Raw genomic sequence first — 23,724 nt, 5'->3', positions numbered from 1 at the left:
CTAATTGAAAGGGATGAAGGGAGTAGTTGTGCCGTTGGTCGGCACCAGAGAGCCCAGCGCAGTGGTGGCGGGTGTGGCCACTAGCATCGGAATCAAGGGCGTTCCGGCCCTTGTGAACGGATCGCGTGACATACCAGAAAACCCGTGCGAGGACGGGTTATCCAACTGGGCCATCACTGTCTGGAACCGGCCACGATAAGCCTCGGCCAGAGCATTCGTACGGGAATGATAAGCCCCGGCCGCAGCCGGCCACGAACCAAGCTCGAAATAAAGGTCTTTCAGGAAGCGGGCGGCGTAGGTTGCGTTCGCATCCGGATCAAACATCGCATCGATCGAGCGGAAGGCTTTGCCATGCCAGCGATAATTGACCTGGAAACACCCGACGTCAAAGTTACGAGAGCCTGCTTTGAAAATTTTGAAAACATAGGCCTTGGCCTCGGCCTCGGACTTGAACCAATACCCCTGACCTTCGGCATTTATGGCCCAAGGCCAGGGCTGCAACTGCCCGTCTATCTGTCGGCCGGTTTCAACGCGGGTTATGGCGCGCAACACGTCCAACGGAACACCTTCGGACAGTGCCGCACGGCGCGCGGCCTGATCACAAAGCCCGCCTATTTGTGATGCGTGCATGGCGGAACCCGCCTGCGCCAACAGCACATGCAGTATTATGAAAGCAATCGGTATTCTGTGAATTGGCATTCTGCCGGTCCGGGATTCTGGTGTTCCCGGCCAAGCTAGACGCCGATCGGTTTACAGAGGGTTATCGTAGCCTCAGTTTCGGTCGATCCTGCGCCCGAAAACAACGCTTGTATTGGTGCGCAGGACACCGGGGATCTTCGCCAGATCGTCCACCAGAACGTCCAGATCCTCCAGCCTCGGGGCATCTGCGGTCAGCATCAGATCGAATTCGCCATTGATCGACAGACACAGTTTGACCTCGGGATAAGCCTCGAGCCGTTTAAGGATCCGGTTGGTTTCCTTCTGCTGCACTTCCAGCATGACGATGACCTGCACTTTGGGCGTGTCTTCCGTGGACCCAAGGCGCACGGTGTATCCCGTGATTACGCCGCGATGCTCCAGCCGACTGATCCGTTCATGCACGGTCGTACGGGCCACACCCAGCGAGGCCGCGATCTGCGTGGTCGAGGCACGCGCATTGGCTTGCAGGGCGGCGATGATACGGCGGTCTAGCTGGTCCATTGGGGCTCCGGTTTGCGCAAGTCCGGGTTTAGATCAGATTGGCGCCCTTTCTCAAGGCTCACGCGGCATGCGCGGGTGCAGGTCGTCGATAATAATCGGATGCGCGTGGTGGCCCGCTCCGGCCAGATGCGGATGATCTGCTGGCAGATCGGGGTGATTGTGAACAACCGGTTCCTGATCGTCACGCGGCCAAAGGCTGACTGCCACAATCACGCCTGCCATGGACAGAACAGACATACTGCCGAGTGCGACAGTCGGCCCATAGACGGTCATTATCCACCCAGCCAGCGGATACAGCACCAACCAGCAACCGTGTGACAGAGTAAACTGTGCGGCAAAGACAGCTGGGCGGTCTTCGGGATGGGCTGAACGGGTCAACAAACGACCCGAAGGCGTAAGGGTTGTAGAATACCCAAATCCGGTAAAGGCCCAAAAAACGGCAAGGACACCCAGCGTGAGCGGGGTCGTCGCGGTCAGAACCGAGGCGACGGCCATAGCGCCCGACGCAAGAATAGCTCCGAACAGCATAACCTTGCGATCCTCGATCCGATCCAGCACGCGGGGCAGAGTGAACGCCGCCAGCATCGACCCACCCCCAAATCCGGCCAGTGCAATGGCCACGGCGCTTTCTGACAGGCCAAGGGTGGCCCGCACGATGACCACTGTATTGACGATCACCATCGAACTCAGCGCTGCGGCGCTCCAGTTAAGCGCAAGCAGCCCGCGCAGCCGGGGGGTTTTCAGATAGATGCGAATTCCGCGTGTCGTGCGGTCATAAATCCCGCGTGGTTTGCTGGGCTTGGGCGAAGGCAGGGCGGCCGAGACTACCAGCAATGCCGAGGCAACAAACCCCAGCGCTGTGCCCCAGAACAGGCTGTTGAAGCTGACCAGCAACAGAAGTGCCGCGGCAAACATCGGGCTCAGCAGGCTTTCCATGTCGTAGGCAAGACGTGACAGTGACAAAGCGCGGGTATACTCGTTTTCGTTCGGCAAGACGTCCGGGATCGTTGCCTGAAAAGCAGGCGTAAAGCCTGCCGAAGCGGATTGTAGCACGAAGATCAGCACATAGATTTGCCAGACCTCGGTCACGAAAGGCAGGCATACCGCGACTGCGGCGCGGATCAGGTCCAGAAAAACCAGCATCTTCCGACGGTCCAGCCGTTCGGCAAAAGCGGCCGCCAGTGGGGCCACGGTGACATAGGCCACCATCTTGATCGTCAGCGCGGTGCCCAGCACAAGGCCAGCAGCGTCTCCGGCCAGATCAAAGGCCAGCAACCCTAGCGCGACTGTAGCCAGCCCGGTTCCGGTCAGGGCGACGATCTGGGCGGCAAACAGGTGGCGGTAGGTCCGGTTTTTTAGAATGCTCAGCATCGTTCAGAGGTATTTCGTGATGGCTTTGAAATCCTCGATCCCGCCGCTATCGCCATCAGAAGACAGGCAATGGTCGATGTGATCATGGATCAAGGCGCGCTTGGCATTGGTAACCGCTTTTTCAACGGCAAACAGCTGTTGGGCAATGTCTGAACAGGGGGCCTGACCTTCAAGCATGGCAATGACCTTTGCCAGATGCCCGTGGGCCCGTTTCAGCCTTGCCGTGATATGCGGATGCGACTCGCGGGGTACAATTGTCATGGTTTATCCCTATCCCCCCCATGGGGATATTGTCAATCCTGGTGCGGGGATTTGCCCGTGACTTTTGGACGGCGTTGAGTTTATGGACCAAACCGCCTATCTCGGAGGCGATACCGCACAAAGGAATAGTCGGGTGGCGAACCAATTGTACAAAAACGACCTGCCGGACGGGTTAGATCTGGGCCCTGTTGTGGCCATTGACTGTGAAACCATGGGCCTGAACCCGCATCGTGACCGCTTGTGCGTGATTCAGATGTCGGGTGGTGACGGCAACAGCCATATTGTGCAGGTGGAAAAAGGCCAGGCTGAGGCGCCGAACCTGTGCGCCATGCTGGAAAACCCTGACGTACTGAAGTTGTTTCATTTCGGGCGCTTCGACATCGCCGCCATGTACCATACATTTGGCGCTCTGGCCGCGCCGGTCTATTGCACCAAGATCGCCAGCCGCCTGGTGCGGACCTATACCGACCGGCACGGGCTCAAGAACCTGTGCCAGGAACTCATCGGTGTTGATATTTCCAAACAGCAACAGATGAGCGACTGGGGCGCAGTCTCACTTACGGACGCTCAATTGGATTATGCTGCGTCAGACGTTCTCTATCTGCATCAGCTGCGCGATGCGCTAAACATCCGGCTGGCTCGCGAGGACCGGACTGAAATGGCGCAGGCCTGTTTTGACTTCCTGCCGATGCGTGCGAAACTGGACCTCGCCGGTTGGCCCGAAACGGATATCTTTGCGCACTCATGACCGATACCGAAGCATTCCTGAAAACCGCCCGTCAGGTGGTCACTGATGAAGCCCGCGCGCTGGACGTACTTGCCGACAGTCTGGACGCGCATTTTGCCGAAGCCGTGCAGCTGATCCTTCAGGCTACCGGGCGCATCATCATCAGCGGCATCGGCAAGTCTGGCCACATAGGTCACAAGATCGCGGCCACGCTGGCCAGCACCGGAACGCCTGCCTATTTCGTGCATCCGGCGGAGGCCAGCCATGGCGATTTGGGCATGGTCTCCAAGGGTGATGTGGTTCTGGCGATTTCGAACTCGGGTGAGGCACCGGAACTTGCCAATCTGCTGGCCTTTACACGCCGCTTTGGTATTCCGCTGATCGGATTGTCCAGCAAACCTGACAGCACATTGATGAAACAGGCCGACGTACATCTTCTGATCCCGTCGATGGGCGAGGCCTGCGGTTTTGGCATGGTGCCGTCGATTTCCACGACGTTGACCCTTGCCATGGGCGATGCATTGGCGATTGCCCTCATGAAATACCGCGATTTCCGGCCCGAGGATTTCCGTGCCTTCCATCCCGGTGGCAAACTGGGCGCTCGGCTGAGCAAAGTACAGGATCTGATGCATGTCGGAGAGGCCCTGCCTCTGGTTGCGGCACATACTCAGATGAGCGATGCGCTGATCGAAATCAGCCAGAAGGGATTTGGAGTTGCTGGCGTAACGGACCCGCAGGGTCAGTTGGCAGGGATCATTACAGACGGTGACTTGCGGCGCCATATGGATGGGCTGCTGAACAAAACGACCGAGCAGGTAATGACCCCCAACCCCACAACCATATCCCCGGATGCGTTGGCAGAAGAAGCGGTTGCGATCATGAATGACCGTAAGATCACCTCGCTCTTCGTGGTTGACGAGGCCAAGTCAGGTCAGGCTTTGGGGCTGCTTCATATCCACGACTGCCTGCGTGTCGGTCTGGGCTGAGGGAGGCTGAGGTGGACAGATATTCCCGCATGGTACAGTTCCTGAAGGTTCTGTTGCCGCTCGCGGCTATTGTGATGTTGTCCACGGTATTCCTGCTGTCCCGCAGCATCGAAACAAACGTTTCCGTGCCCTTCGCGCAAAAAGACATTGATGAGAGACTGGCGCAACAGGTAGTAACGCGACCGGATTACCGCGGAACGACCCGCAAGGGAGAGACCGTGCATATCGAGGCTGTGCAAGCCACGCAGGGCACCGAGGCGTCGGTTCCGACAGCATCCGAGTTTCGCGGCCGCTTTGGTCTGCTCAATGGCGGAACAATTACGCTGGATTCGAATTCCGGCCTGATCCGTCCGGATAATGGAACAGCAACCTTTGTTGGTGACGTGGTCATCACCACGGCGGACGGGCTCAAGGTCACGACGGATCTGCTCAATACCTCGTTGGACGAAATCCGGGGCGACACGCCGGGGCAGGTGAACGGAACCGGTCCGATCGGTAATTTTTCCGCGGGGCGCATGACCTTTGGCACTGAAAAAACGGACGGGCCGGTCCATATTGTTTTTACAGACGGTGTGAAGCTGGTATACGAGCCTGAAAAAGCAGAAAGATAACTTGTGTTCGATTTTCGATTTGTTCCTTTGTGCCTCGCCTTGATCGCGGGCGCCGTGCCCGTGACCGCGCAGGAGGCGCAGGTGGCTTTTGGGTCCGCGAATGCCGATCCGAGCCTGCCGGTCGAGGTGACATCGGAAACCCTGAACGTCAATCAAGAGGACGGATCGGCAGAATTCATCGGAAATGTCATCGTCGTTCAGGGTGAAATGCGCCTGACTGCCGAACGCGTGCTTGTTATCTACAATCAGGAACGCTCGGCGATCGAGCGAATGGAAGCGACCGAGAATGTGGTTCTGGTCAGCCCGCCGGATGCAGCGGAAGGCGACTGGGCTGAATACAAGATCGGCTCGGGTGAGATTGTCATGAAAGGCAACGTCCTGCTGACACAAGGCCCAAGCATCATCAGTGGCGATCAGATGAACGCCAACCTGACATCCGGTACGGCGACCATGACCGGGCGGGTCAAAACGATCTTGCAGCAGGGAAACAACTGATGGCGCTTCCCGACCTGAAACTGACCGAGGGCAGTTCCGGGCTGCGCATCGAGAAACTGCGGAAGTCCTATCGAAAAAAGACGGTGATCCGCGATGTCTCGATGACGCTGGGCCGGTCCGAAGTGGTGGCGCTGCTGGGGCCGAACGGGTCAGGTAAGACCACAACGTTCTATTCAGTTGCGGGGCTTGTGTTCCCCGAGGCGGGAAAAGTCACGATAGACGGCCAGAATGTAACTACGTTACCCATGTATCGGCGCGCGCGTCTCGGGATCGGGTATTTGCCACAGGAGATGTCGATCTTCCGCGGCATGAGCGTCGAGGACAACATTGCTGCCGTTCTGGATATCACGGTTTCTCATGCACATAAGCGCAAAGAGCGTTTGGAAGAGCTGCTGTCTGACTTCTCGATCGAACACCTGCGCCGGGCCCCGGCATTGGCGTTGTCAGGCGGCGAGCGCCGCCGGGTTGAGATCGCGCGCTGTTTGGCCGCAGACCCCAAGTACCTGCTGCTAGATGAACCGTTTGCGGGTGTCGATCCAATAAGTGTCGGGGATATTCGGCACCTTGTGGCGGATCTGAAAAAACGCGGTATTGGTGTGCTGATCACCGATCACAACGTCCGGGAAACACTGGAAATTATTGACCGGGCCTATATCCTGCATGACGGTCAGGTTTTGATGTCCGGCACACCTGATGAGGTTGTCGAAAACGAGAATGTGCGCCGCGTCTATCTGGGCGAGAATTTCCGCATTTCATAACCTTGCGCGGAGTTGTGCCAATAGCATCGTGGAAATCGCGTATATACACATCTGTTTTGATTGACTCTTCCCTCGTCTCTTGCCTCAATTGGCTTATGGCATTTACCCGGTTCCAGTCTGGATCTCGATGTCCCTTCTTCGAAGGGCTGGAAACAAGGCAACCGCGGAAAATGTCTCGACCCCCCACCCGATAAAAACAAGCCCGCCGCGTTCCGCGGCGTCAGAATGGGTGTGAATTGTGAAGGAGATCACATGCGTTACCAAATCAGCGGAAAACAGATCGACATCGGTTCGGCATTGCAGACACACGTGCAGACCGAACTGAATGAGGTCGTGGGCAAGTATGCGCAGCGGCCTACGGATGCCAACGTCGTCTTTTCCCGTTCGGCGCATGAATATGTATGCGAAACAACGGTGCACCTTTCCACTGGCCTGACGGCTCAGGCCAAGGCACATGCAACCGAAATCTACGCGGCGTTTGAGGCGTGCTGCGGTAAAATGGAGAAACAGTTGCGTCGCTACAAGCGCCGCCTGAAGGACCACCACAAGGATCGGGTCGAACCGGTTGAACTCTTTGGGGCGTCCTCTTATATCCTCGCTTCAAACGAATCGGAGTCGGCCGATGAACCCGAATCGCTACAGCCCATGATTGTGGCCGAGATGGAAACAAAAATCCCATCTTTGAGCGTCGGTGAGGCCGTTATGCAAATGGAACTTGCCGGTGCGCCAGTGCTGGTGTTCAGAAATGAAAACAAGGACGGGTTGAATGTCGTTTATCGTCGCGAAGACGGTAACATCGGCTGGATTGATCCGTAACAGGCAAGGATACGAGGTCGCACCCGCCTATGCGGGCGCGTGCCATGGAGCGTGATCATGGAGCTTTCGAGCATACTGAAGCCCGAAGCGGTACGTGTTTTGTCCGCTGCTTCCAGCAAGAAGCGGTTGTTTCAGGAAATCGGTGACGTCGCTGCAGCGACGCTGGGTATCGATCCTCAGGAAGCGGTTGATTTCCTGCTGGAACGGGAAAGCCTTGGGCCTACCGGAGTCGGCCATGGTGTGGCGCTGCCGCACGCGCGCCTGCCCGAGCTTGATGCGGTTTCGGGTGTTTTCGTAATGCTTGAAAAGCCCATCGATTTCGGATCGGTTGATCGCCAGCCTGTGGACATTGCCTTTGCGCTGTTTGCACCGGAAGAGGCGGGCGTCGATCACCTCAAGGCATTGGCGCTGGTGTCTCGCACTTTGCGGGATACTTCAGTTTGCACCAAACTTCGGGCGAACCCCGATCCGGTAAAGCTCTATGCGATCCTGACCGAGGCGCAGTCTATGCAAGCCGCCTGATTGACCCAGAAAAGCCCCCGAGAACCGGGGGCTTATTCTTTTCCTGGGCTCGGATCAGCCGCCGGTTCCCATTTCCAACGTCCACCAGATTTTGCCGCCACCTTCCTGATGCCAGGCGAATCCCATTTGGGTGGCTTTGGCGTCCATTATGACAGCCCTCGGTCCGGGTTCCTGCATCCAAGCGGCAAGCGTTTCCGTCTCGGTCTCGTAGGTTTCGGAGATGGCTTCCCCCAGAAAAGTACCGAAATAGCCGACACGTGCTGCCCGGTCGATCGGCGACGAACCGTCTGACCCAAAGTGCCAGGGTCGGTTCTGTCGCGACATATCTTTCGAATGAGTCGCAGCTGCCGCGTTCAGTTGTGCGTTTAGTTGTACGGGCTGCAATCCCTGAGCCTGACGCAGGGCATTGACCGAATCAAGCATGCGGAACTGCAGCTTTTCCGGGTTGCCGCGGATCTTATACACGGTCGGCAATGGGCGACCATCAGATCCCAGAGTGGTTGAGCCGGTGTTGGTACATGCCGCAAGCGCGACAAAGCAAATCAATAGTAAAGAAACGATGCGCGTCATGTTCGACCTGATTATTGTATCACAACACGGCATAGCGCGCCTGCTTGTTCTGAGCAAACGCGCAATGGTCATAACTTGCATGATTCTGCCGGTTTGGTTTGCGACTGAAGCATTCTGGCAATAGAATACCTTTGATTTCAGACCTCACCTAAACACAGGACCCGTTGTCATGGTCAAAAAGCGCATTCATTCGCCCACACGCAGGGGTTTTCTGGCAGGGGCTACTGCCACTCTGGCTACCCCGGCGCTGGCACAATATATCCCGGGCGACCCGCTGCGCCCCGCACCCGAGATCGAACCGGCAGTTCGACGCAACGTATCCGGGTTCCGGGCATTGGATTGGCAACCGTATTTCTCGAACACCAGAAATGGCGCCATATTGGTCGATACCGTTTCAAGAGCGCTGCATTATTGGTCGGATGATCAATCAGTGTACAAATTGTACCCGTCGTCGGTTCCGTTGACCGAAGAACTCACCCGGCGCGGGCGGACCAGTGTGATCCGCAAGGTCGAAGGCCCAAGCTGGTCTCCAACGCCTTCGATGAAGAAGAGAAATCCGGAATGGCCGGACTATATTCCTCCCGGTCCGGATAACCCTTTGGGAACGCACGCTTTATATCTGAGCTGGAAGTATTATCGCATTCACGGCACGCATGATACGCGTAAAATCGGCCGCAGATCTTCGAACGGCTGCATCGGCCTTTTCAACGAAGACATCGCCGAGTTGTTTTCGATGGCGAAAGTCGGCACGCAAGTGTTGCTAATATGACGACATTTTCGTGTGCGAAGCCGCTTACAGGTCAAGTTGCAATTGCATTCCCGCTCTAATGCTGATTAGAAAAAACTACGAGGTAAGTCTTAGATGTGCGGTTCCGGACATTGGAGCCGTGCAGATTCTGGAGGTTAATATGAAGAAACTCGTTCTCGCCGCAGCTCTGACTGCAGCAGCTTCGACCGCATATGCTGGCAACCTGGAAGAGCCGGTTGTTGAAGCACCGGTTGTTGTTGAAGAAACTCAGGGTTCGTCGCAGGGCATTCTGCTGCCGCTGATCCTGCTGGTCGTCGTTGCTGCTGCTGTTGCTGCAAGCTAACCCGACGCAGAATTCATGAAAAAGGCGGTGGAGCAATCCACCGCCTTTTTTTGTTCCAACAGGTCTTCAAGCCTGTTGCGCGCCTGGGGTACTGACGCGCCAGTATCAAGCCGAGCTTGACGTTCTCATAAGAGATACCGATTTTGCTCTGGAAACGCTTTACGCCAGCCACCCGCGCAGATTGTCTTCGATCACCTTTCCAAGTGCTGCGATATGGGCATCGTCATCGTTAAGGCATGGAATATAAGTAAACGTCTCGCCGCCTGCTTCTTCGAAGCTCTCTTTGATTTCTTCGTTTATCTCTTCCAGCGTTTCGATGCAGTCCGCCGAAAATGCCGGGGCAATTACAGCAATGTTCTTTTTGCCTTGTTTCGCGAGTTCGGCCACGTGATCCACAGTGTAAGGTTTTAGCCATTCTTCGGGACCGAAGCGCGACTGGAAAGTCGATACCAGTTGATCATCCGTCCAGCCCAGTCGCTCCTTTAACAGCCTTGTCGTTTTAGCACACTGGCAGTGATAGGGATCGCCCTGGTGAAGATACCGCTCGGGCATCCCGTGATATGAGCAGACAAGAATGTCGGGTTTTGTCTCCATAGCCTCGTATGCTCGTTCAACAGACTGCGCCAGCGCATCGATATAAGCAGGTTCATCGAAATAGGCCGGAACGGTTCGCGTGGCGGGCTGCCAGGCTTCGTCCATCAGTGCGCGAAAGAACTGGTCGTTGGCGGTGGCCGTCGTTGCGCCAGCGTATTGTGGGTAAAGCGGAAAGAACAAGATGCGATCGCACCCTGCCGCTACCATCGCGCGCACTTTGGATTTGGTCGACGGGTTGCCGTAACGCATACAGAAATCGACCATGACCTGATCACCGTAACGTGCATGCATCGCCTGGCTTAGCTTGGCGGTCTGGTCCTTGGTGATGGTCATCAGCGGGCTTTCGCCCTTTTCCTGATTCCAGATCGATTTGTAAGCCTCGCCGGAACTGAATGGCCGCTTGGTCAGGATGATCGCCTGCAGAATCGGCTGCCATTTCCATTTCGGATAGTCGATGACGCGCTGATCCGACAAAAACTCATTCAGATATCGGCGCATTGGCCAATATGTGTAGTCGTCCGGCGTGCCCAGATTGGCCAGCAATACGCCGACGCGACCCATCCTGATCTTGGGGTGATTCGTAGGAGCATGAGCGGGTCGAGTGGCATCAAACATATGAAGCTTCCTGAATTTCTAGCGTTAGGGCCTGAAATAAGGGGATTTGGTCGCGCGTCAATCGGGCAGTTTGCCCTCGTCCGTGCGCAAGGCGTCAGCCAAACGTGTTTGCGCCGACCCGGGACGCAGTGGCTTTGGTTGACTGTCGTGGGGGGCCCATCCTGTCAGGCAGATCAGTTCGAACGTGGCTGCCAAGCGTCCCGATCCTGTGCTGAAATGAGACACATAAGTGTTTTGCGCGGTCTCAAATACTGCGCGTTTGGTCGGATGTCTCAGGCGCGCGGATAACGCATTGGCCTCACCCATATTCCGCAGATCGTGCATCAGGTGCCAGATGTCACGATACTCAACCGTGAGTGGCACCGAGTCTGCGACCGGCAAGGCCAGACCGGCGCGCTGCAACAGACCGCCCATGTCCCGCAGCCCGGCCATTGGGGCGATGCGGGGGCTGAGGCCACCGGTAACGTCAATCTCGGCCTGACCCAACGCCGCGCGCAGTTCGTGCAGCGTTTCGCCGCCCAGACAAACAACCAGCAACAACCCATCAGGTTTCATCGCGCGGTGGCATTGGATCAACTGACCTACCGGATCGTTTGCGCAGTGCAGTGTCATGGAGTGGATCACAAGATCATGCGCGCCGGGTTGCAGTGCCAGCACTTCGTCATCCGCAATGATCAAGGCTTCGGGAAAAGCGTCCGTCCAAAGCTGCCGGTAGGCCGTCACGATCGCTGGTGCCGTAAAGGTTTTGTTAACCATGGAGAGCCGATCCTGAACCTCTTCCATCGCGGCGCGGTGCAGAAAAAGGGCATCATCCTGCACGCGGCTGCGATGACGCAGAATGGCGGCACGGTCAAAAAGTGAGGGCGCAGTGGGTTCGGGCAGTTTCATAGCTGGCAAGTATCGCATCGCGCAACGGATTCAAACCGCACTTGCGCTTATTTATCCACCACGTTGTATGGGGTGTGGCGACCTGACAGAGTCCGATTTTGGCCTGTGTGGCCCATGCTGGCGCGAAACGCCATTTATTGGCGGCACGGTCTGCGAAAGCTGCGGTATGCCCCTGATTGGGGGGCAGGATGGGTTTCGGACTGAGTGCGATGATTGCCTGAAGACCGCGCGCCCCTGGAGGGCAGGCCGCGCGGCGCTTTTGTATGACGGCAAGGCGCGGTCACTGATCCTGGCGCTGAAACATGGTGATCGGCCTGAACTGGCCCGCCCTGCCGCACAGTGGATGGCGCAGGCAGGGCGCCCATTGCTGCGACCGGATGTGGTGATTGCTCCGGTTCCTCTGCATTGGTCGCGCTTGCTCAAAAGGCGATACAATCAGTCAGCTCTGTTGGCGCAGAACCTGGGGCGTGAGACAGGATTGGAATGTGTACCCGATCTGTTGATTCGCAAAAAGAAGACGCAGGTATTGGATGGCAAAACAGCAGCCGAGCGGGCACAGATTTTGGAAGACGCAATATGCCTTCACCCCCGAAATGCCCGACACCTTATTGGCCGGGACATTTTGCTGGTGGACGATGTGATGACGTCCGGGGCAACACTGGCCGCATGCACTCGGGTCTGTCAGGCAGCGGGGGCAAATCATATTTTCGTGTTGGCTCTGGCGCGCGTTGCCAAGGATGCCTAATTCGCCCAAGATTGCGCGATATCCGAAGGGAACGGAAAATGAAGTCGGTAGAGATCTATACATCGCCACTGTGCGGCTTTTGTCATGCGGCCAAACGCCTGCTGAAGCAGAAAGGTGTCGAGTTCAAGGAGATCGACGTGTTGATGCACCCCAAACGCAAACCTGAAATGATTCAACGTGCCGGGGGTAAACGCACGGTCCCGCAGATTTTCATCGGCGCTACGCATGTCGGCGGCTGCGATGATTTGTACGAGTTGGAGCGTCAGGGCAAGCTTGACCCTCTGCTTGCGGCCTGATGAAAACCGCGCTGCTGCAAATCACCTCGTCGGACGATCCGGCTGAAAACCTCGGGATGGTACGAGGCATGATGGCCGAAGCGGCAGAACAGGGCGCCCGCTTTGTTCTGACACCAGAGGTTACGAATTGCGTTTCGACCAGCACCACACGGCAGCGCGCGGTTTTACAACATGAAGAAGATGACATCACCTTGGCGGGCCTGCGCGAACAGGCTGCTGATCTGGGTGTGTGGCTTCTGATCGGCTCGTTGGGGCTCAAGACCCATGAGAGTGACGGTCGCTTTACCAATCGTTGCTTTATGATCGGACCGCAAGGTCAGATCGTGGCGCGGTATGACAAAATCCATATGTTCGATGTGCAGGTCACCGAGACCGAGACGTTCCGCGAATCAAAGAATTACCGTCCAGGTGAAAAAGCGGTCATCGCCGAGACGGATTTCGGCAAGGTTGGTCTGACCATCTGTTACGATATCCGCTTTCCATATTTGCACGCGGCACTGGCGCAGGCGGGCGCGCGCATTCTGACCGTCCCGGCCGCGTTCTCACCAGTCACGGGCGCCGCGCATTGGGAAGCCTTGCTACGCGCGCGCGCAATCGAAACCGGGTGTTGGGTGCTGGCCCCGGCCCAGACGGGGGAACACCCGAAAACCGGCGGCAAAACCCGCTATACTCACGGGCACAGCATGGTCGTCGACCCGTGGGGAAAGGTGCTGATCGACGCAGGGACCGATCCAGGCATTCACATTTTCGATTTGGATGATAGTTCTGTGACTGAGGCACGACGACGTGTCCCTTCACTGCACCACCGCCGTTCCTTCGACGGACCCTGACAGAACGGAACAATGACAGACGACACCAATGCCCTTGCGGTCACGCTGTTCAGCGAGATCCTGACCGCCGATCAGCTATTGCGGAACCGGCTTAGCCGTGTGCTGCCCAAGGGCATGGAAATCTCGCATTTCTCGGTTCTGAACCACTTGGCTTTTGTCGCGGATGAGCGCAGCCCGGCACAGCTGGCCAACACGTTCCACGTCACCCGCGGCGCGATGACCAACACCTTGGCCAAGCTGGAGTGGGCCGGATACATCCACATCCGACCCGATTGGGACGATGCCCGCCGCAAGATGGTGGCGATCAGCCCCGCAGGGCGCCGCGCACGCGATCAGGCGATTTCTTCGATTGCCCCGTTGATCAACCGCGTGGTCGGAGAGTTGGGGGATGACCGTGTTCGTTCAACACTGCCAGTGTTGCGCGATCTGAGAAAGCAGTTGGAAGGGGAATAACCCTCAGCCCGGCTTCACACTCGCCGTCACGTAATTCACACTCAAATCCCGGTCCGAGATCGACCAGCTCCACAGGATCGGGTTGAAGACAAACCCCTTGCGGTCCACCGGGTCCAGCCCGGCCTGGCGCAGCAGGTCAAACAGCTCCTCCGGCGTGATGAACTTGTTCCACTCATGCGTGCCGCGCGGCAGCCAGCGCATCACCACTTCAGCCCCGAAAATGGCCATCGCATAAGATTTCGTGTTGCGATTGATGGTTGAGCAGATCAGCAGCCCGCCGGGCCTGAGCAACTGCTGCGAGGCGGTCAGGAAACCCGCCGGGTCGGCCACATGCTCGACCACTTCCATGTTCAGGACCACGTCGAACTGCTCACCAGCGGCGGCCATGTCTTCGGCTGTGGTGTGGCGATAGTCGATCTGCAAACCGGACTGCTCGGCATGGATGCGCGCAACAGGCAGGTTGCCTCCGGCGGCATCGGCCCCAACGACCTCGGCCCCCAGACGCGCCATGGGTTCGCTCAGCAGCCCACCGCCACAACCGATATCCAGCAGGCGCAGGCCTTCGAACGGCATAGGCGACTTTAGGTCGCGATCGAATTCTCCGGCGATCTGCTGTGTGATATAATCCAAACGGCAAGGATTCAGCATGTGCAAGGGTTTGAATTTCCCATGAGGATCCCACCATTCTGCCGCCATCGCTTCGAATTTTGCGATCTCGGACGGATCCACCGTGTTCGGATGCGCTTGCATTCCTGTCTCCGTATGCTCTTTTACGCTTAAGGACTATATAGGGCCATAATGGACAAGTACCCGGACCAAAAGCGCGCAGTTCAATATCTGTACCCGCCGATCGATCCGTTCGACCAGCGTATGGTCGATATGGGCGACGGGCACCGTATCTATGTGGAACAATGCGGTAATCCCGAAGGCATACCCGTCGTGATCCTGCATGGCGGTCCGGGTGGCGGCTGCAGCCCTGCAATGCGTCGCTACTTTGATCCGCATGCGTACAGGGTGATTCTATTTGATCAGCGTGGGTGTGGCCGGTCTCGCCCCACGGCTTCGGTTGAGAACAACACGACTTGGCATTTGGTGGCCGACATTGAACGGTTGCGCGAACTGTTCGAGATTGATGAATGGATAGCTTTTGGCGGCAGCTGGGGCGCGACGCTTGCGCTGATCTACGCGCAGTCGCATCCCGACAGGGTCAGCCGCTTGGTGCTGCGGGGTGTGTTTCTGGCAACTCAGGCTGAACTTGACTGGTTTTATGGCGGCGGAGTGGGGCGTTTCTGGCCGGAGCAGTGGCAGAAGTTCACCGCGCTTTTGCCCGAGGCCGAGCTGAAGGACACCATCACCGCCTATAACAAACGCCTGTTCTCTGGGGACCGCGCGACCGAGACCTTGTATGCGCGGGCATGGTCGCACTGGGAAAATGCGCTGGCATCGATCCACACGAACGGATCAGTGGGCGAAAGCCCCGGCGAATACGCACGTACATTTGCCCGGCTCGAGAATCATTATTTCTACAATAAGGTTTTTCTGGAAAAGGATGGGCAGATCCTAGATCAAATGGACCGGATCGCTCATATCCCGGGACACATCGTGCAGGGGCGATACGACATGATTTGCCCGCCGCAGGCCGCCTGGTCGCTGAGCGAACGCTGGCCGAATGCCGAGATTAAGATGGTACGTCAGGCCGGTCATGCGCTTTCTGAACCCGGGATCAGCGCAGAACTGATCCGGATCATGGATCGCGTAGCGGAGGGTTTGGCATGACACGCATCGACCGCCGTGCCTTGTTTGCTTCGGGTGCCGCGGCCGCGCTGCTTGCCGCGACTGGCGCGTCCCTGGCGGACAGACCCGAGAAAGGCGGCACGCTGCGATTGGCTGTGCCGCGCGACGACAGTCTTGGGCAGGTGGCACGCGGTGCGGTTTTCGACACGCTGACCGAGATCGCCCCGGATGGCACTTTGCGGGGCGAGCTTGCGACCGGCTGGCAAACCGACGCCGATGCGAAGGTCTGGAGCTTTGATCTGCGCAATGATGCGGTGTTCCACGACGGAGCGCCTTTGGATATCGCAGACGTTGCGGCCGTATTGGGCGAGATCGGGCATACCGAGGCTTTGACTGTCAACCGTTTGCGGCTGGAACTGGCCGAGGCAAATCCGGGCCTTCCATTCCTTTTGGCAGAAAGTCGTTTTGTCATTGCCCGCAATGGCGAAGGCGTCACGCCGCTACACAGGGCCAACGGTACGGGTTGCTACCGTGTCGAGCGCGCCGAAGACGGCCGACATTTCCTGGGTCGCCGTGTTTCGGGGCATTACAAGGACGGTCAGGCCGGTTGGGTCGATGCATTCGAAGTGATCGTTATTCCCGATGCCCGTGTCCGCGCCGAGGCATTGCGCGATGGCTACGTCGATATTGCGGCTTTCCCAGATCCGTCAGAGATCCGTGGTACGCGCGGTCTTCGCTACTATCCGTCCGAGACGGACATGGCACTGGCCATCTCTGGGGCAGTGGGATTGCCGCGGCAGATTGCCGGACGCACTGTTTTGGACGACGGTCGTATCGCTGAACGGTGGTGGATCGTGTAATTCCAGGTGACACTTCTGTCAGGGGTTGCAGACTCGGATCATCCTGCGTATACGCAGTTTCAACAGCGGCGCGTTGGACTTCCGGTCCAAGGCTCCACCGGAAAATTCGACGGGCCGCGCGCCCGTTTTTTTGTGCCCGATTGACAGGGTAGAGAACCTGATGACAAACGACCTGATAGCCAAAGCTGCCATCGACCGGCGACTTGCCGAGATCATTACCCCGGTGATTGAAGACCTGGGGTATGAGTTGGTCCGTGTCCGGCTGATGAGTGGCAAGCAGACCACGCTGCAAATCATGGCTGACAAACCCGAAGGCGGCATCGAAGTGGATGACTGCGCCGAGATTTCGAATGCGATCAGCGCCACCCTGGACGTCGAGGACCCGATCCTCGACGCCTATACGCTAGAGGTGTCCAGCCCCGGTATCGACCGCCCCCTGACCCGTCTGAAGGATTTCGAGACCTTCGAAGGGTATGAGGCCAAGATCGAGACCGCCGAACTGATTGACGGCCGCCGACGCTTTAAGGGCGAATTGGCCGGGATCGAAGGGGACGAGGTTCTGATCAACATCCCCGAGGGGGATGAAACCATCACCATCGGTCTGCAATTCGACTGGCTGAGCGATGCCAAGCTGGTCCTGACCGACGACCTGATCAAGGAAATGCTGCGCCAGCGCAAAGATGCGGGCGCCCTGAACGAAAACGCTTTCGACGAGATTGAGACCGAAGGGTCCGAAGAGGAGACGAACTGATGGCAATTACCTCAGCCAACCAGCTGGAGCTGCTGCAGACTGCCGAGGCCGTGGCCCGCGAAAAGATGATCGACCCCGGTCTGGTTGTCGAAGCGATGGAGGAATCGCTCGCTCGCGCCGCCAAGAGCCGCTACGGCGCCGAGATGGACATTCGCGTCAGCATCGACCGCAAGACCGGCAAGGCGACCTTTACCCGCGTGCGCACCGTGGTCGAGGATGACGAGCTTGAGAACTATCAGGCCGAGTTCACCGTCGAACAAGCCAAGCAGTACATGGAAGACCCGCAGGTAGGTGACGTTTTCGTTGAAGAAGTGCCGCCGGTCGAAATGGGCCGGATCGCGGCGCAGTCCGCCAAGCAAGTGATCCTGCAGAAGGTCCGCGAAGCCGAGCGGGATCGTCAGTATGAAGAATTCAAGGATCGTGCGGGCACCATCATCAACGGTGCCGTCAAGCGCGAGGAATTCGGCAATGTCATCGTCGATCTGGGCGGTGCCGAGGCTGTTCTGCGCCGCAATGACAAGATCGGTCGCGAAAGCTATCGCCCGAACGATCGTGTGCGTGCTTATATCAAGGAAGTGCGTCGCGAAGTGCGTGGCCACCAGATCTTCCTGTCGCGTACCGCGCCGGAATTCATGGCCGAGCTGTTCAAGATGGAAGTGCCGGAAATCTATGACGGTATCATCGAAGTCAAGGCCGTGGCTCGTGACCCCGGTTCGCGTGCCAAGATCGCCGTGATCTCGTATGACGGCTCGATTGATCCCGTTGGCGCCTGCGTTGGTATGCGCGGCAGCCGCGTGCAGGCCGTTGTGAACGAACTACAGGGTGAGAAGATTGACATCATCCCTTGGAACGAAGACCAACCGACCTTCCTGGTCAACGCGCTGCAACCTGCCGAGGTTTCGAAGGTTGTTCTGGACGAAGAAGCAGGCAAAATCGAGGTTGTCGTTCCTGAAGAGCAGCTGTCTCTTGCAATCGGTCGTCGCGGTCAGAACGTGCGCCTGGCAAGCCAGCTGACCGGTCTGGATATCGACATCATGACCGAAGCTGAAGAATCGGCGCGTCGTCAGAAGGAATTCGAATCTCGCACCAAACTGTTCATGGACAGTCTGGATCTGGACGAGTTCTTTGCGCAACTGCTGGTGTCCGAAGGCTTCACCAACCTCGAAGAAGTAGCCTATGTCGAGATTGATGAACTTCTGGTCATTGACGGTGTCGACGAAGGCACCGCGCAGGAACTTCAAACCCGGGCGCGCGAGTTCCTGGAGGCCCAGGCCAAAGCCGCCCTGGATGCAGCCCGCGCACTGGGCGCCGAGGACAGCCTCATTGAATTCGAAGGTCTGACACCCCAGATGGTAGAGGCGCTGGCCAAGGACGATGTGAAGACGCTGGAAGACTTCGCAACCTGTGCCGACTGGGAACTGGCCGGTGGCTGGACCACGGTCGACGGTGAACGCGTCAAGGATGATGGCGTGCTGGAGCCTTTTGGCGTTACACTCGAAGAAGCACAAGACATGGTCATGACTGCGCGTATCCTGTTGGGTTGGGTTGATCCGGCCGAGCTGGAGCAGGCGGAAGAAGACGAAGCAGACGAGGAGGTCGAGGCCTGATCTCAGGTCTCGGGTGGCGCGTATGAGTCGCGGTGGTGTCCATAAGGATAGGTCTGATGGACCTGAGCGTAAGTGTATCGCCTCGGGCGAGGTTCAGCCTAAATATGGCTTGATCCGCTTTGTGACGGGGCCGGATGGTCAGGTCTTTCCGGATGTCGCGGCGAAACTGCCGGGGCGAGGCGTTTATGTGGCGGCGGATCGTGCCGCGCTGGACAAGGCCATAGGCAAGAAACTGTTTGCACGGGGGTTCAAGGCACAGGTGACCGTGCCTCAGGATCTGGCGGCAGAGGTTGAAAAACAGATCGCGCGCCGCGTGATTGAGTTGCTCAGTCTGGCGCGCAAGTCCGGCGACGCGGTTGCCGGGTATGAAAAGGTCAAGTCGTGGTTGGACCGGGAAGAGGCTCAGGTCCTGATTCAGGCCACTGATGGATCGGGGCGCGGCAAGTCGAAGCTCAGTACGCCGCACTTCGGAAAATACATCGGTTGGCTGACGGCAGACGAATTAGGGCAGGCATTTGGGCGCCAAACGGTGATTCATGCGGCCTTGGCCTCTGGCGGACTCGCCAAACGTGTTGTAGAGGAAGCGCAGCGCCTGCGTGGCTTGCGCGAAACGGATGACGGCGGCAAGGGCCGCGCGGAAGGGTAAGAAGCTTTATGAGCGATAGTGACGGCAAAAAGACATTGGGTCTACGTGGCGGGGCACGCCCCGGAAATGTGAAACAGAGTTTCAGCCACGGACGCACCAAGAATGTCGTGGTGGAAACCAAACGCAAACGCGTGGTGGTCCCCAAGCCGGGCGCGGCAAAGCCGGGTGGCGGTGCCGCACCTTCGGGTGATCCGTCGCGTCGCCCCGCAGGTATTTCCGACGCGGAAATGGCGCGCCGTATGAAGGCTTTGCAGGCTGCAAAAGCCCGCGAGGTCGAAGAGGCCGCTGAACGCGAAGCCGCTGAAAAGGCGCGCGAAGAAGAGCGTGTGCGCCGCCGCGCGGAACAGGAGGCGAAAGAGCGCGAGCAGCGTGAAGCCGAAGAGCGCGCACGTCAGAAAGCCGAAGACGAAGAGCGCAAGCGCCTGGAGGCTGAAGAAGAAGCCAAGCGTGCTGCTGTTGCTGCTGCGGCGCCAGCTCCGGAAGAAGCCAAAGCTTCGCGCAACCCGGCCAGCAAACCTGCGCCTGCTGCCGCACCTCGCAAGCAGGATCGCGAACGCGAACAGCGCGGTCGTGGCAAGGGTCGCGAAGACAACCGTCGTTCCGGCAAGCTGACACTGGGTCAGGCCACCGGTGACGAAGGCAGCCGCCAACGGTCGATGGCAGCGATGAAGCGCAAGCAGGAACGCGCTCGTCAGAAAGCCATGGGCGGTTCGGTCGAGCGGGAAAAGGTGATCCGCGACGTACAACTGCCTGAGGCAATCATGGTCTCGGAACTGGCCAACCGTATGGCCGAGCGTGTGGCTGACGTGGTCAAATCGCTGATGCAGATGGGTATGATGGTCACGCAGAACCAGACCATCGATGCCGATACTGCCGAGCTTATCATTGAAGAATTCGGCCATAAGGTCACGCGCGTCTCTGATTCGGATGTCGAAGACGTCATCAAAGAGATCGAAGACAGCGAGGAAGATCTGAAGCCCCGTCCACCTGTCATCACCATTATGGGTCACGTCGACCACGGGAAAACTTCGCTGCTGGATGCAATCCGTGATGCCCGAGTTGTGGCTGGTGAGGCCGGTGGCATCACCCAGCATATCGGTGCCTATCAGGTGAAAACGGATGGTGGCTCGACGCTGACCTTCCTGGATACACCCGGCCACGCGGCTTTCACTTCGATGCGCTCGCGTGGTGCCCAAGTGACGGATATCGTGGTTCTGGTTGTCGCTGCCGATGACGCTGTCATGCCGCAGACCATTGAGGCGATCAATCACGCGAAGGCAGCCAAGGTGCCGATGATCGTGGCGATCAACAAGATCGACAAGCATGATGCAAATCCGGACAAGGTGCGCACCGATCTGCTGCAACACGAAGTGATCGTCGAGAAAATGTCGGGTGAAGTTCAGGACGTAGAAGTGTCTGCCATCACCGGTCAGGGTCTGGACGAGCTGCTGGAAGCCATCGCATTGCAGGCCGAGATTCTGGAACTGAAAGCCAACCCTGATCGCGCTGCCCAAGGTGCCGTGATCGAGGCACAGCTGGACGTGGGCCGCGGTCCGGTCGCAACGGTTCTGGTTCAGAACGGTACATTGCGTCAGGGCGATATCTTTGTCGTGGGTGAGCAGTATGGTAAAGTCCGCGCGCTGATCAACGACAAGGGTGAGCGCGTCAAGGAGGCTGGCCCGTCGGTTCCCGTTGAGGTTCTTGGTCTGAATGGTACGCCTGAAGCAGGCGATGTTCTGAACGTGACCGAGACCGAAGCACAGGCCCGTGAGATCGCCGCCTACCGTGAACAGGCCGCTAAGGACAAACGCGCCGCCGCCGGTGCCGCAACGACCCTTGAGCAGTTGATGCAGAAGGCCAAGGAAGACGAAAACGTCACCGAGCTGCCTATTCTGATGAAAGCAGATGTTCAGGGTTCGGCGGAAGCCATCGTTCAGGCGATGGAGAAGATCGGCAACGAAGAAGTACGCGTGCGCGTTCTGCATTCGGGTGTTGGTGCCATTACTGAAACGGATGTCGGTCTGGCCGAAGCGTCTGGAGCTCCGATCTTTGGCTTCAACGTTCGGGCAAATGCCTCGGCACGGAATACCGCAAACCAGAAGGGCGTCGAGATTCGCTATTACTCGGTGATCTATGACCTCGTAGACGACGTGAAAGCAGCCGCATCCGGCCTGTTGAGCGCCGAAATTCGCGAGAAGTTCATTGGCTACGCCGAGATTCGCGAAGTCTTCAAGGTTACCGGCGTTGGCAAGGTTGCTGGCTGTCTGGTCACCGAAGGCGTGGCGCGTCGTTCCGCCGGTGTCCGCTTGCTGCGCGACAACGTGGTGATTCACGAAGGAACGCTAAAGACGCTGAAGCGTTTCAAGGATGAAGTGGCCGAGGTTCAGTCGGGTCAGGAATGTGGTATGGCATTCGAGAACTACGATGACATTCGCGCAGGCGACGTGATCGAAATCTTCGAGCGCGAAGAAGTCACCCGCACGCTGGACTAACCCGGCAAAAGATGAAAACGAAAAACAGCGGCCCCCTCAGGCCGCTGTTTTCTTTTGACGAAGCTCTTATTTTGTCCGACGCAGAAATGTAGCTGAATGCATGATTATATCGAAATGATGCATTCCTTGCGCGAGCGTAAAACTAACCGGGTGTCCGGCCTTTCGCAGCCTTTCGGCATAGTCGCGGCTTTGGCGAATGAACTCACCCGTATCCCGTTCGGCTACCGAAACGTGGTATCGAGGACCGGGCCGGGGCAGATTGCGGATAGGTGACAGATCGTTGACCTCGACCGGCGTCAATTGCAGCGGATCGTTCACCGACATCACGCTGATCGGTTCCAGGTCGTATATACCGCTGATCAGAATCACATCCCGCACCCGAAGCCCCGCTTTGGCAAGTGCATCTGATGAGGTTGCCATTACCATCGCCGCCAGATGCGCGCCTGCACTGTGACCTGACAAGGTGATCCGCGACGGATCGAACCCCAGCTCCTCCGCCTGGGCCGCCAGCCACAGCAACGCGTCACGGCATTCGTCGATCATGTCACCAATCCGGGCATCGGGTGCCAGCGTATAGTTCACAGTCGCAAAAGCTTGCCCGTGTTCTACCAGACCGGGTGCCATCAGAGACGATTCATTCTGGCTGAGCGCCTGCCAGTACCCGCCGTGAATGAAAACGTGAAGAGGTGCCTTGTCATCGCGAGCGGGAAAGAAATCCAGAACTTGTAGGGGGCTATCACCATAAGCCAGATTTTCCCGTACCGGAAAGTCGGCCCGCGCCCGAGCGCTCAGTGCTTTATAACCGGCAAGATAAGGGCTCAGGTCGCCGCCGATCATTGTGCTGGGGGAATACTCCCGCTCCAGATCGGATTGCGAAAATCCTCGATACAGCATGTCTTAGGTCTGCCCGCTATACATCAATTCCGTACGCACGTCGTAAAGGTCGTGAAAGAACCGCAGCTCTAGCGCCTTTCGCAAAAAGGCCACGCCGCTTGAGCCACCAGTGCCGGGTTGCATCCCGATCACGCGCTCAACTGCGGTGGCATGATCAAAGCGCCAGCGTTGAAACAGGCTTTCCACATCCATTAGTTTTTCGGCCAAAGCATAAAGATCCCAGTATTTTTCAGTGTTGCGGAATACCTCGACCCAGATTTGTACCACGCGCGAATCGCCGCAATAGGGTTGGGCGTAATCGCGTTCGATCAGATCCTTGGGCACGTCGAACCCTTGACGGGCCAGCATGTGCAACACTTCGTCATAAAGCGACGGTTTGGTCAGAGCGGCATTCAGCATCTCCATCACCTCTGGGTCATGCGCATGGACCTTCAGTGTTGACGCATCCTTGTTGCCGAGAATGAACTCAATCTGCCGATACCCGTAGCTCTGAAACCCTGACGAGCTGCCCAGTGCCGGCCGAAACGTTAAATAGTCGGCAGGCGTCATGGTCAGCAGGGTTTCCCAGGCCGCAATCAGCTGCCGCTGAATGGCCTTGATGCGGTCGAGGTTTTTCATCGCTGGGCCAAATTCATCCTGTTGCAAAAAACGGCGCACCTCGACCAGTTGGTGATGCATCAGTTTCAGCCACAGTTCGCTGACCTGATGGATGATAATGAACAGCATCTCGTCCGGCTGCGCGGGGTCCTGAAAGGTCTTTTGCAGGTTCAGCAGTGTTTTGAGTTGCAGAAAATCTCCATAGCTTTTGCGATGTGTCTCGGCGAAATCAGTGACCAGAGTGTCTTCGACACCTCTTTGCAACAGACGATCGTCTTTGTTCTCGCCCATCTCATGCCTCCCTTGTGCGATCC

29 protein-coding genes are annotated in these 23,724 nt (G+C 57.7%); 19 read left to right on the top strand and 10 right to left on the bottom strand.

Annotated elements, in window-relative coordinates; all coding sequences use genetic code 11:
- The 4 genes from I9182_RS18475 to I9182_RS18460 all read right to left on the bottom strand — a co-directional run bounded on the left by I9182_RS18475 (position 1) and on the right by I9182_RS18460 (position 2,832).
- Positions 1-630: a transglycosylase SLT domain-containing protein gene (locus I9182_RS18475; protein ID WP_245222724.1), complete on the bottom strand. Its 630-nt coding sequence runs from the start codon at positions 628-630 to the stop codon at positions 1-3.
- 141 nt (positions 631-771) lie between these two features.
- Positions 772-1,200: an Lrp/AsnC family transcriptional regulator gene (locus I9182_RS18470; protein ID WP_209599211.1), complete on the bottom strand. Its 429-nt coding sequence runs from the start codon at positions 1,198-1,200 to the stop codon at positions 772-774.
- A 51-nt stretch (positions 1,201-1,251) separates the two neighbouring features.
- The gene (locus I9182_RS18465) at positions 1,252-2,571 is read right to left on the bottom strand and encodes an MFS transporter (RefSeq protein WP_209599210.1); all 1,320 of its coding nucleotides are present in this window, start codon (positions 2,569-2,571) and stop codon (positions 1,252-1,254) included.
- Between the two features lie 3 nt (positions 2,572-2,574).
- Positions 2,575-2,832 (bottom strand): metal-sensing transcriptional repressor, encoded by a 258-nt coding sequence (locus I9182_RS18460; RefSeq protein ID WP_209599209.1) that lies wholly within the window; start codon positions 2,830-2,832, stop codon positions 2,575-2,577.
- A 133-nt stretch (positions 2,833-2,965) separates the two neighbouring features.
- On the opposite strand from I9182_RS18460, the gene I9182_RS18455 reads away from it, so the two are divergent.
- From I9182_RS18455 to I9182_RS18425, 7 genes are all read left to right on the top strand, one after another.
- Positions 2,966-3,580, top strand: a complete 615-nt coding sequence (locus I9182_RS18455) for a ribonuclease D (RefSeq protein WP_209599208.1) — start codon at positions 2,966-2,968, stop codon at positions 3,578-3,580.
- Positions 3,577-4,545 (top strand): KpsF/GutQ family sugar-phosphate isomerase, encoded by a 969-nt coding sequence (locus I9182_RS18450; protein ID WP_209507209.1) that lies wholly within the window; start codon positions 3,577-3,579, stop codon positions 4,543-4,545. The genes I9182_RS18455 and I9182_RS18450 overlap by 4 nt, the downstream gene beginning before the upstream one ends.
- Positions 4,546-4,556: 11 nt before the next feature.
- Entirely contained in the window at positions 4,557-5,156 is a 600-nt protein-coding gene (gene lptC / locus I9182_RS18445; protein WP_209599207.1) for an LPS export ABC transporter periplasmic protein LptC, read from the top strand.
- 3 nt (positions 5,157-5,159) lie between these two features.
- Positions 5,160-5,651 (top strand): LptA/OstA family protein, encoded by a 492-nt coding sequence (locus tag I9182_RS18440; protein ID WP_209507207.1) that lies wholly within the window; start codon positions 5,160-5,162, stop codon positions 5,649-5,651.
- Complete coding sequence (lptB, locus tag I9182_RS18435) at positions 5,651-6,409, top strand: LPS export ABC transporter ATP-binding protein (protein WP_209507206.1); 759 nt, start codon at positions 5,651-5,653, stop codon at positions 6,407-6,409. The genes I9182_RS18440 and lptB overlap by 1 nt, the downstream gene beginning before the upstream one ends.
- 252 nt (positions 6,410-6,661) lie before the next feature.
- The gene (gene raiA, locus I9182_RS18430) at positions 6,662-7,225 is read left to right on the top strand and encodes a ribosome-associated translation inhibitor RaiA (RefSeq protein ID WP_209507274.1); all 564 of its coding nucleotides are present in this window, start codon (positions 6,662-6,664) and stop codon (positions 7,223-7,225) included.
- A 57-nt stretch (positions 7,226-7,282) separates the two neighbouring features.
- Positions 7,283-7,747, top strand: coding sequence for a PTS sugar transporter subunit IIA (locus I9182_RS18425; RefSeq protein ID WP_209507205.1), 465 nt, complete (start codon positions 7,283-7,285; stop codon positions 7,745-7,747).
- 54 nt (positions 7,748-7,801) lie between these two features.
- On the opposite strand, the gene I9182_RS18420 is transcribed toward I9182_RS18425, so the two are convergent.
- Positions 7,802-8,317 carry a CAP domain-containing protein gene (locus tag I9182_RS18420; protein WP_209507204.1) on the bottom strand — a complete coding sequence of 172 codons (516 nt, stop codon included), beginning with the start codon at positions 8,315-8,317 and terminating at the stop codon, positions 7,802-7,804.
- Positions 8,318-8,486: 169 nt separating this feature from the next.
- Between I9182_RS18420 and I9182_RS18415 the strand changes: the two genes are divergently transcribed.
- The gene (locus I9182_RS18415) at positions 8,487-9,086 is read left to right on the top strand and encodes a L,D-transpeptidase (RefSeq protein WP_209507203.1); all 600 of its coding nucleotides are present in this window, start codon (positions 8,487-8,489) and stop codon (positions 9,084-9,086) included.
- A 139-nt stretch (positions 9,087-9,225) separates the two neighbouring features.
- The gene (locus I9182_RS18410) at positions 9,226-9,408 is read left to right on the top strand and encodes a hypothetical protein (protein WP_117870963.1); all 183 of its coding nucleotides are present in this window, start codon (positions 9,226-9,228) and stop codon (positions 9,406-9,408) included.
- Between the two features lie 159 nt (positions 9,409-9,567).
- On the opposite strand, the gene hemH is transcribed toward I9182_RS18410, so the two are convergent.
- Together hemH and I9182_RS18400 are read right to left on the bottom strand one after the other, a co-directional pair.
- Positions 9,568-10,617 carry a ferrochelatase gene (gene hemH / locus I9182_RS18405; protein ID WP_209507202.1) on the bottom strand — a complete coding sequence of 350 codons (1,050 nt, stop codon included), beginning with the start codon at positions 10,615-10,617 and terminating at the stop codon, positions 9,568-9,570.
- 57 nt (positions 10,618-10,674) lie between these two features.
- A complete protein-coding gene (locus tag I9182_RS18400) occupies positions 10,675-11,505 on the bottom strand; it encodes a methyltransferase domain-containing protein (RefSeq protein ID WP_209599206.1) in 831 nt (276 codons plus the stop codon).
- Between the two features lie 16 nt (positions 11,506-11,521).
- Here I9182_RS18400 and I9182_RS18395 point away from each other — a divergent pair, with 16 nt between their 5' ends.
- Genes I9182_RS18395 through I9182_RS18380 form a run of 4 tightly spaced genes read left to right on the top strand, consistent with a single transcriptional unit; the run spans position 11,522 to position 13,829 of the window.
- The gene (locus I9182_RS18395; protein ID WP_348540349.1) at positions 11,522-12,250 is read left to right on the top strand and encodes a ComF family protein; all 729 of its coding nucleotides are present in this window, start codon (positions 11,522-11,524) and stop codon (positions 12,248-12,250) included.
- Between the two features lie 38 nt (positions 12,251-12,288).
- Positions 12,289-12,546 carry a glutaredoxin 3 gene (gene grxC / locus I9182_RS18390; RefSeq protein WP_209507200.1) on the top strand — a complete coding sequence of 86 codons (258 nt, stop codon included), beginning with the start codon at positions 12,289-12,291 and terminating at the stop codon, positions 12,544-12,546.
- The gene (locus tag I9182_RS18385) at positions 12,546-13,376 is read left to right on the top strand and encodes a carbon-nitrogen hydrolase family protein (protein ID WP_209507199.1); all 831 of its coding nucleotides are present in this window, start codon (positions 12,546-12,548) and stop codon (positions 13,374-13,376) included. The genes grxC and I9182_RS18385 overlap by 1 nt, the downstream gene beginning before the upstream one ends.
- 12 nt (positions 13,377-13,388) lie before the next feature.
- Positions 13,389-13,829, top strand: a complete 441-nt coding sequence (locus I9182_RS18380) for a MarR family winged helix-turn-helix transcriptional regulator (RefSeq protein WP_209507198.1) — start codon at positions 13,389-13,391, stop codon at positions 13,827-13,829.
- A 3-nt stretch (positions 13,830-13,832) separates the two neighbouring features.
- On the opposite strand, the gene ubiG is transcribed toward I9182_RS18380, so the two are convergent.
- On the bottom strand, positions 13,833-14,579 hold the full coding sequence (ubiG, locus tag I9182_RS18375) for a bifunctional 2-polyprenyl-6-hydroxyphenol methylase/3-demethylubiquinol 3-O-methyltransferase UbiG (RefSeq protein WP_209599205.1): 747 nt from the start codon (positions 14,577-14,579) through the stop codon (positions 13,833-13,835).
- 48 nt (positions 14,580-14,627) lie between these two features.
- On the opposite strand from ubiG, the gene pip reads away from it, so the two are divergent.
- From pip to infB, 6 genes are all read left to right on the top strand, one after another.
- Positions 14,628-15,605: a prolyl aminopeptidase gene (pip, locus tag I9182_RS18370; RefSeq protein ID WP_209599204.1), complete on the top strand. Its 978-nt coding sequence runs from the start codon at positions 14,628-14,630 to the stop codon at positions 15,603-15,605.
- Complete coding sequence (locus I9182_RS18365; RefSeq protein ID WP_209599203.1) at positions 15,602-16,423, top strand: ABC transporter substrate-binding protein; 822 nt, start codon at positions 15,602-15,604, stop codon at positions 16,421-16,423. Before pip ends, I9182_RS18365 begins: the two co-directional genes overlap by 4 nt.
- A gap of 160 nt (positions 16,424-16,583) precedes the next feature.
- Positions 16,584-17,174, top strand: a complete 591-nt coding sequence (gene rimP / locus I9182_RS18360) for a ribosome maturation factor RimP (protein WP_209599202.1) — start codon at positions 16,584-16,586, stop codon at positions 17,172-17,174.
- The gene (gene nusA, locus I9182_RS18355; RefSeq protein WP_209507193.1) at positions 17,174-18,781 is read left to right on the top strand and encodes a transcription termination factor NusA; all 1,608 of its coding nucleotides are present in this window, start codon (positions 17,174-17,176) and stop codon (positions 18,779-18,781) included. The genes rimP and nusA overlap by 1 nt, the downstream gene beginning before the upstream one ends.
- Positions 18,782-18,803: 22 nt before the next feature.
- Positions 18,804-19,427, top strand: coding sequence for an RNA-binding protein (locus I9182_RS18350; RefSeq protein ID WP_209507192.1), 624 nt, complete (start codon positions 18,804-18,806; stop codon positions 19,425-19,427).
- 8 nt (positions 19,428-19,435) lie between these two features.
- Complete coding sequence (gene infB, locus I9182_RS18345; protein WP_209599201.1) at positions 19,436-21,919, top strand: translation initiation factor IF-2; 2,484 nt, start codon at positions 19,436-19,438, stop codon at positions 21,917-21,919.
- Positions 21,920-21,985: 66 nt separating this feature from the next.
- Here the strand turns inward: infB and I9182_RS18340 are convergent, their stop codons facing one another.
- Positions 21,986-22,813, bottom strand: a complete 828-nt coding sequence (locus tag I9182_RS18340; protein WP_209599200.1) for an alpha/beta hydrolase — start codon at positions 22,811-22,813, stop codon at positions 21,986-21,988.
- 3 nt (positions 22,814-22,816) lie between these two features.
- On the bottom strand, positions 22,817-23,701 hold the full coding sequence (locus I9182_RS18335; protein ID WP_209599199.1) for a tryptophan 2,3-dioxygenase family protein: 885 nt from the start codon (positions 23,699-23,701) through the stop codon (positions 22,817-22,819).
- Positions 23,702-23,724 lie beyond the last annotated feature (23 nt).

Source organism: Ruegeria sp. HKCCSP351, assembly GCF_017872535.1.
Lineage (GTDB): Bacteria > Pseudomonadota > Alphaproteobacteria > Rhodobacterales > Rhodobacteraceae > Ruegeria.
The sequence above is the reverse complement of the archived record's forward strand: the minus strand, read 5'-3'. Positions and strand labels throughout refer to the sequence as shown.

Bases quoted from the DNA above. Each gene is read 5' to 3' on its own strand.
- I9182_RS18475 (WP_245222724.1), bottom strand. From the start codon at position 630: ATGCACGCATCACAAATAGGCGGGCTTTGTGATCAGGCCGCGCGCCGT.
- I9182_RS18470 (WP_209599211.1), bottom strand. From the start codon at position 1,200: ATGGACCAGCTAGACCGCCGTATCATCGCCGCCCTGCAAGCCAATGCG.
- I9182_RS18465 (WP_209599210.1), bottom strand. From the start codon at position 2,571: ATGCTGAGCATTCTAAAAAACCGGACCTACCGCCACCTGTTTGCCGCC.
- I9182_RS18460 (WP_209599209.1), bottom strand. From the start codon at position 2,832: ATGACAATTGTACCCCGCGAGTCGCATCCGCATATCACGGCAAGGCTG.
- I9182_RS18450 (WP_209507209.1), top strand. From the start codon at position 3,577: ATGACCGATACCGAAGCATTCCTGAAAACCGCCCGTCAGGTGGTCACT.
- lptB (WP_209507206.1), top strand. From the start codon at position 5,651: ATGGCGCTTCCCGACCTGAAACTGACCGAGGGCAGTTCCGGGCTGCGC.
- raiA (WP_209507274.1), top strand. From the start codon at position 6,662: ATGCGTTACCAAATCAGCGGAAAACAGATCGACATCGGTTCGGCATTG.
- I9182_RS18425 (WP_209507205.1), top strand. From the start codon at position 7,283: ATGGAGCTTTCGAGCATACTGAAGCCCGAAGCGGTACGTGTTTTGTCC.
- I9182_RS18420 (WP_209507204.1), bottom strand. From the start codon at position 8,317: ATGACGCGCATCGTTTCTTTACTATTGATTTGCTTTGTCGCGCTTGCG.
- I9182_RS18415 (WP_209507203.1), top strand. From the start codon at position 8,487: ATGGTCAAAAAGCGCATTCATTCGCCCACACGCAGGGGTTTTCTGGCA.
- I9182_RS18410 (WP_117870963.1), top strand. From the start codon at position 9,226: ATGAAGAAACTCGTTCTCGCCGCAGCTCTGACTGCAGCAGCTTCGACC.
- hemH (WP_209507202.1), bottom strand. From the start codon at position 10,617: ATGTTTGATGCCACTCGACCCGCTCATGCTCCTACGAATCACCCCAAG.
- I9182_RS18400 (WP_209599206.1), bottom strand. From the start codon at position 11,505: ATGAAACTGCCCGAACCCACTGCGCCCTCACTTTTTGACCGTGCCGCC.
- grxC (WP_209507200.1), top strand. From the start codon at position 12,289: ATGAAGTCGGTAGAGATCTATACATCGCCACTGTGCGGCTTTTGTCAT.
- I9182_RS18385 (WP_209507199.1), top strand. From the start codon at position 12,546: ATGAAAACCGCGCTGCTGCAAATCACCTCGTCGGACGATCCGGCTGAA.
- I9182_RS18380 (WP_209507198.1), top strand. From the start codon at position 13,389: ATGACAGACGACACCAATGCCCTTGCGGTCACGCTGTTCAGCGAGATC.
- ubiG (WP_209599205.1), bottom strand. From the start codon at position 14,579: ATGCAAGCGCATCCGAACACGGTGGATCCGTCCGAGATCGCAAAATTC.
- pip (WP_209599204.1), top strand. From the start codon at position 14,628: ATGGACAAGTACCCGGACCAAAAGCGCGCAGTTCAATATCTGTACCCG.
- I9182_RS18365 (WP_209599203.1), top strand. From the start codon at position 15,602: ATGACACGCATCGACCGCCGTGCCTTGTTTGCTTCGGGTGCCGCGGCC.
- rimP (WP_209599202.1), top strand. From the start codon at position 16,584: ATGACAAACGACCTGATAGCCAAAGCTGCCATCGACCGGCGACTTGCC.
- nusA (WP_209507193.1), top strand. From the start codon at position 17,174: ATGGCAATTACCTCAGCCAACCAGCTGGAGCTGCTGCAGACTGCCGAG.
- I9182_RS18350 (WP_209507192.1), top strand. From the start codon at position 18,804: ATGAGTCGCGGTGGTGTCCATAAGGATAGGTCTGATGGACCTGAGCGT.
- infB (WP_209599201.1), top strand. From the start codon at position 19,436: ATGAGCGATAGTGACGGCAAAAAGACATTGGGTCTACGTGGCGGGGCA.
- I9182_RS18340 (WP_209599200.1), bottom strand. From the start codon at position 22,813: ATGCTGTATCGAGGATTTTCGCAATCCGATCTGGAGCGGGAGTATTCC.
- I9182_RS18335 (WP_209599199.1), bottom strand. From the start codon at position 23,701: ATGGGCGAGAACAAAGACGATCGTCTGTTGCAAAGAGGTGTCGAAGAC.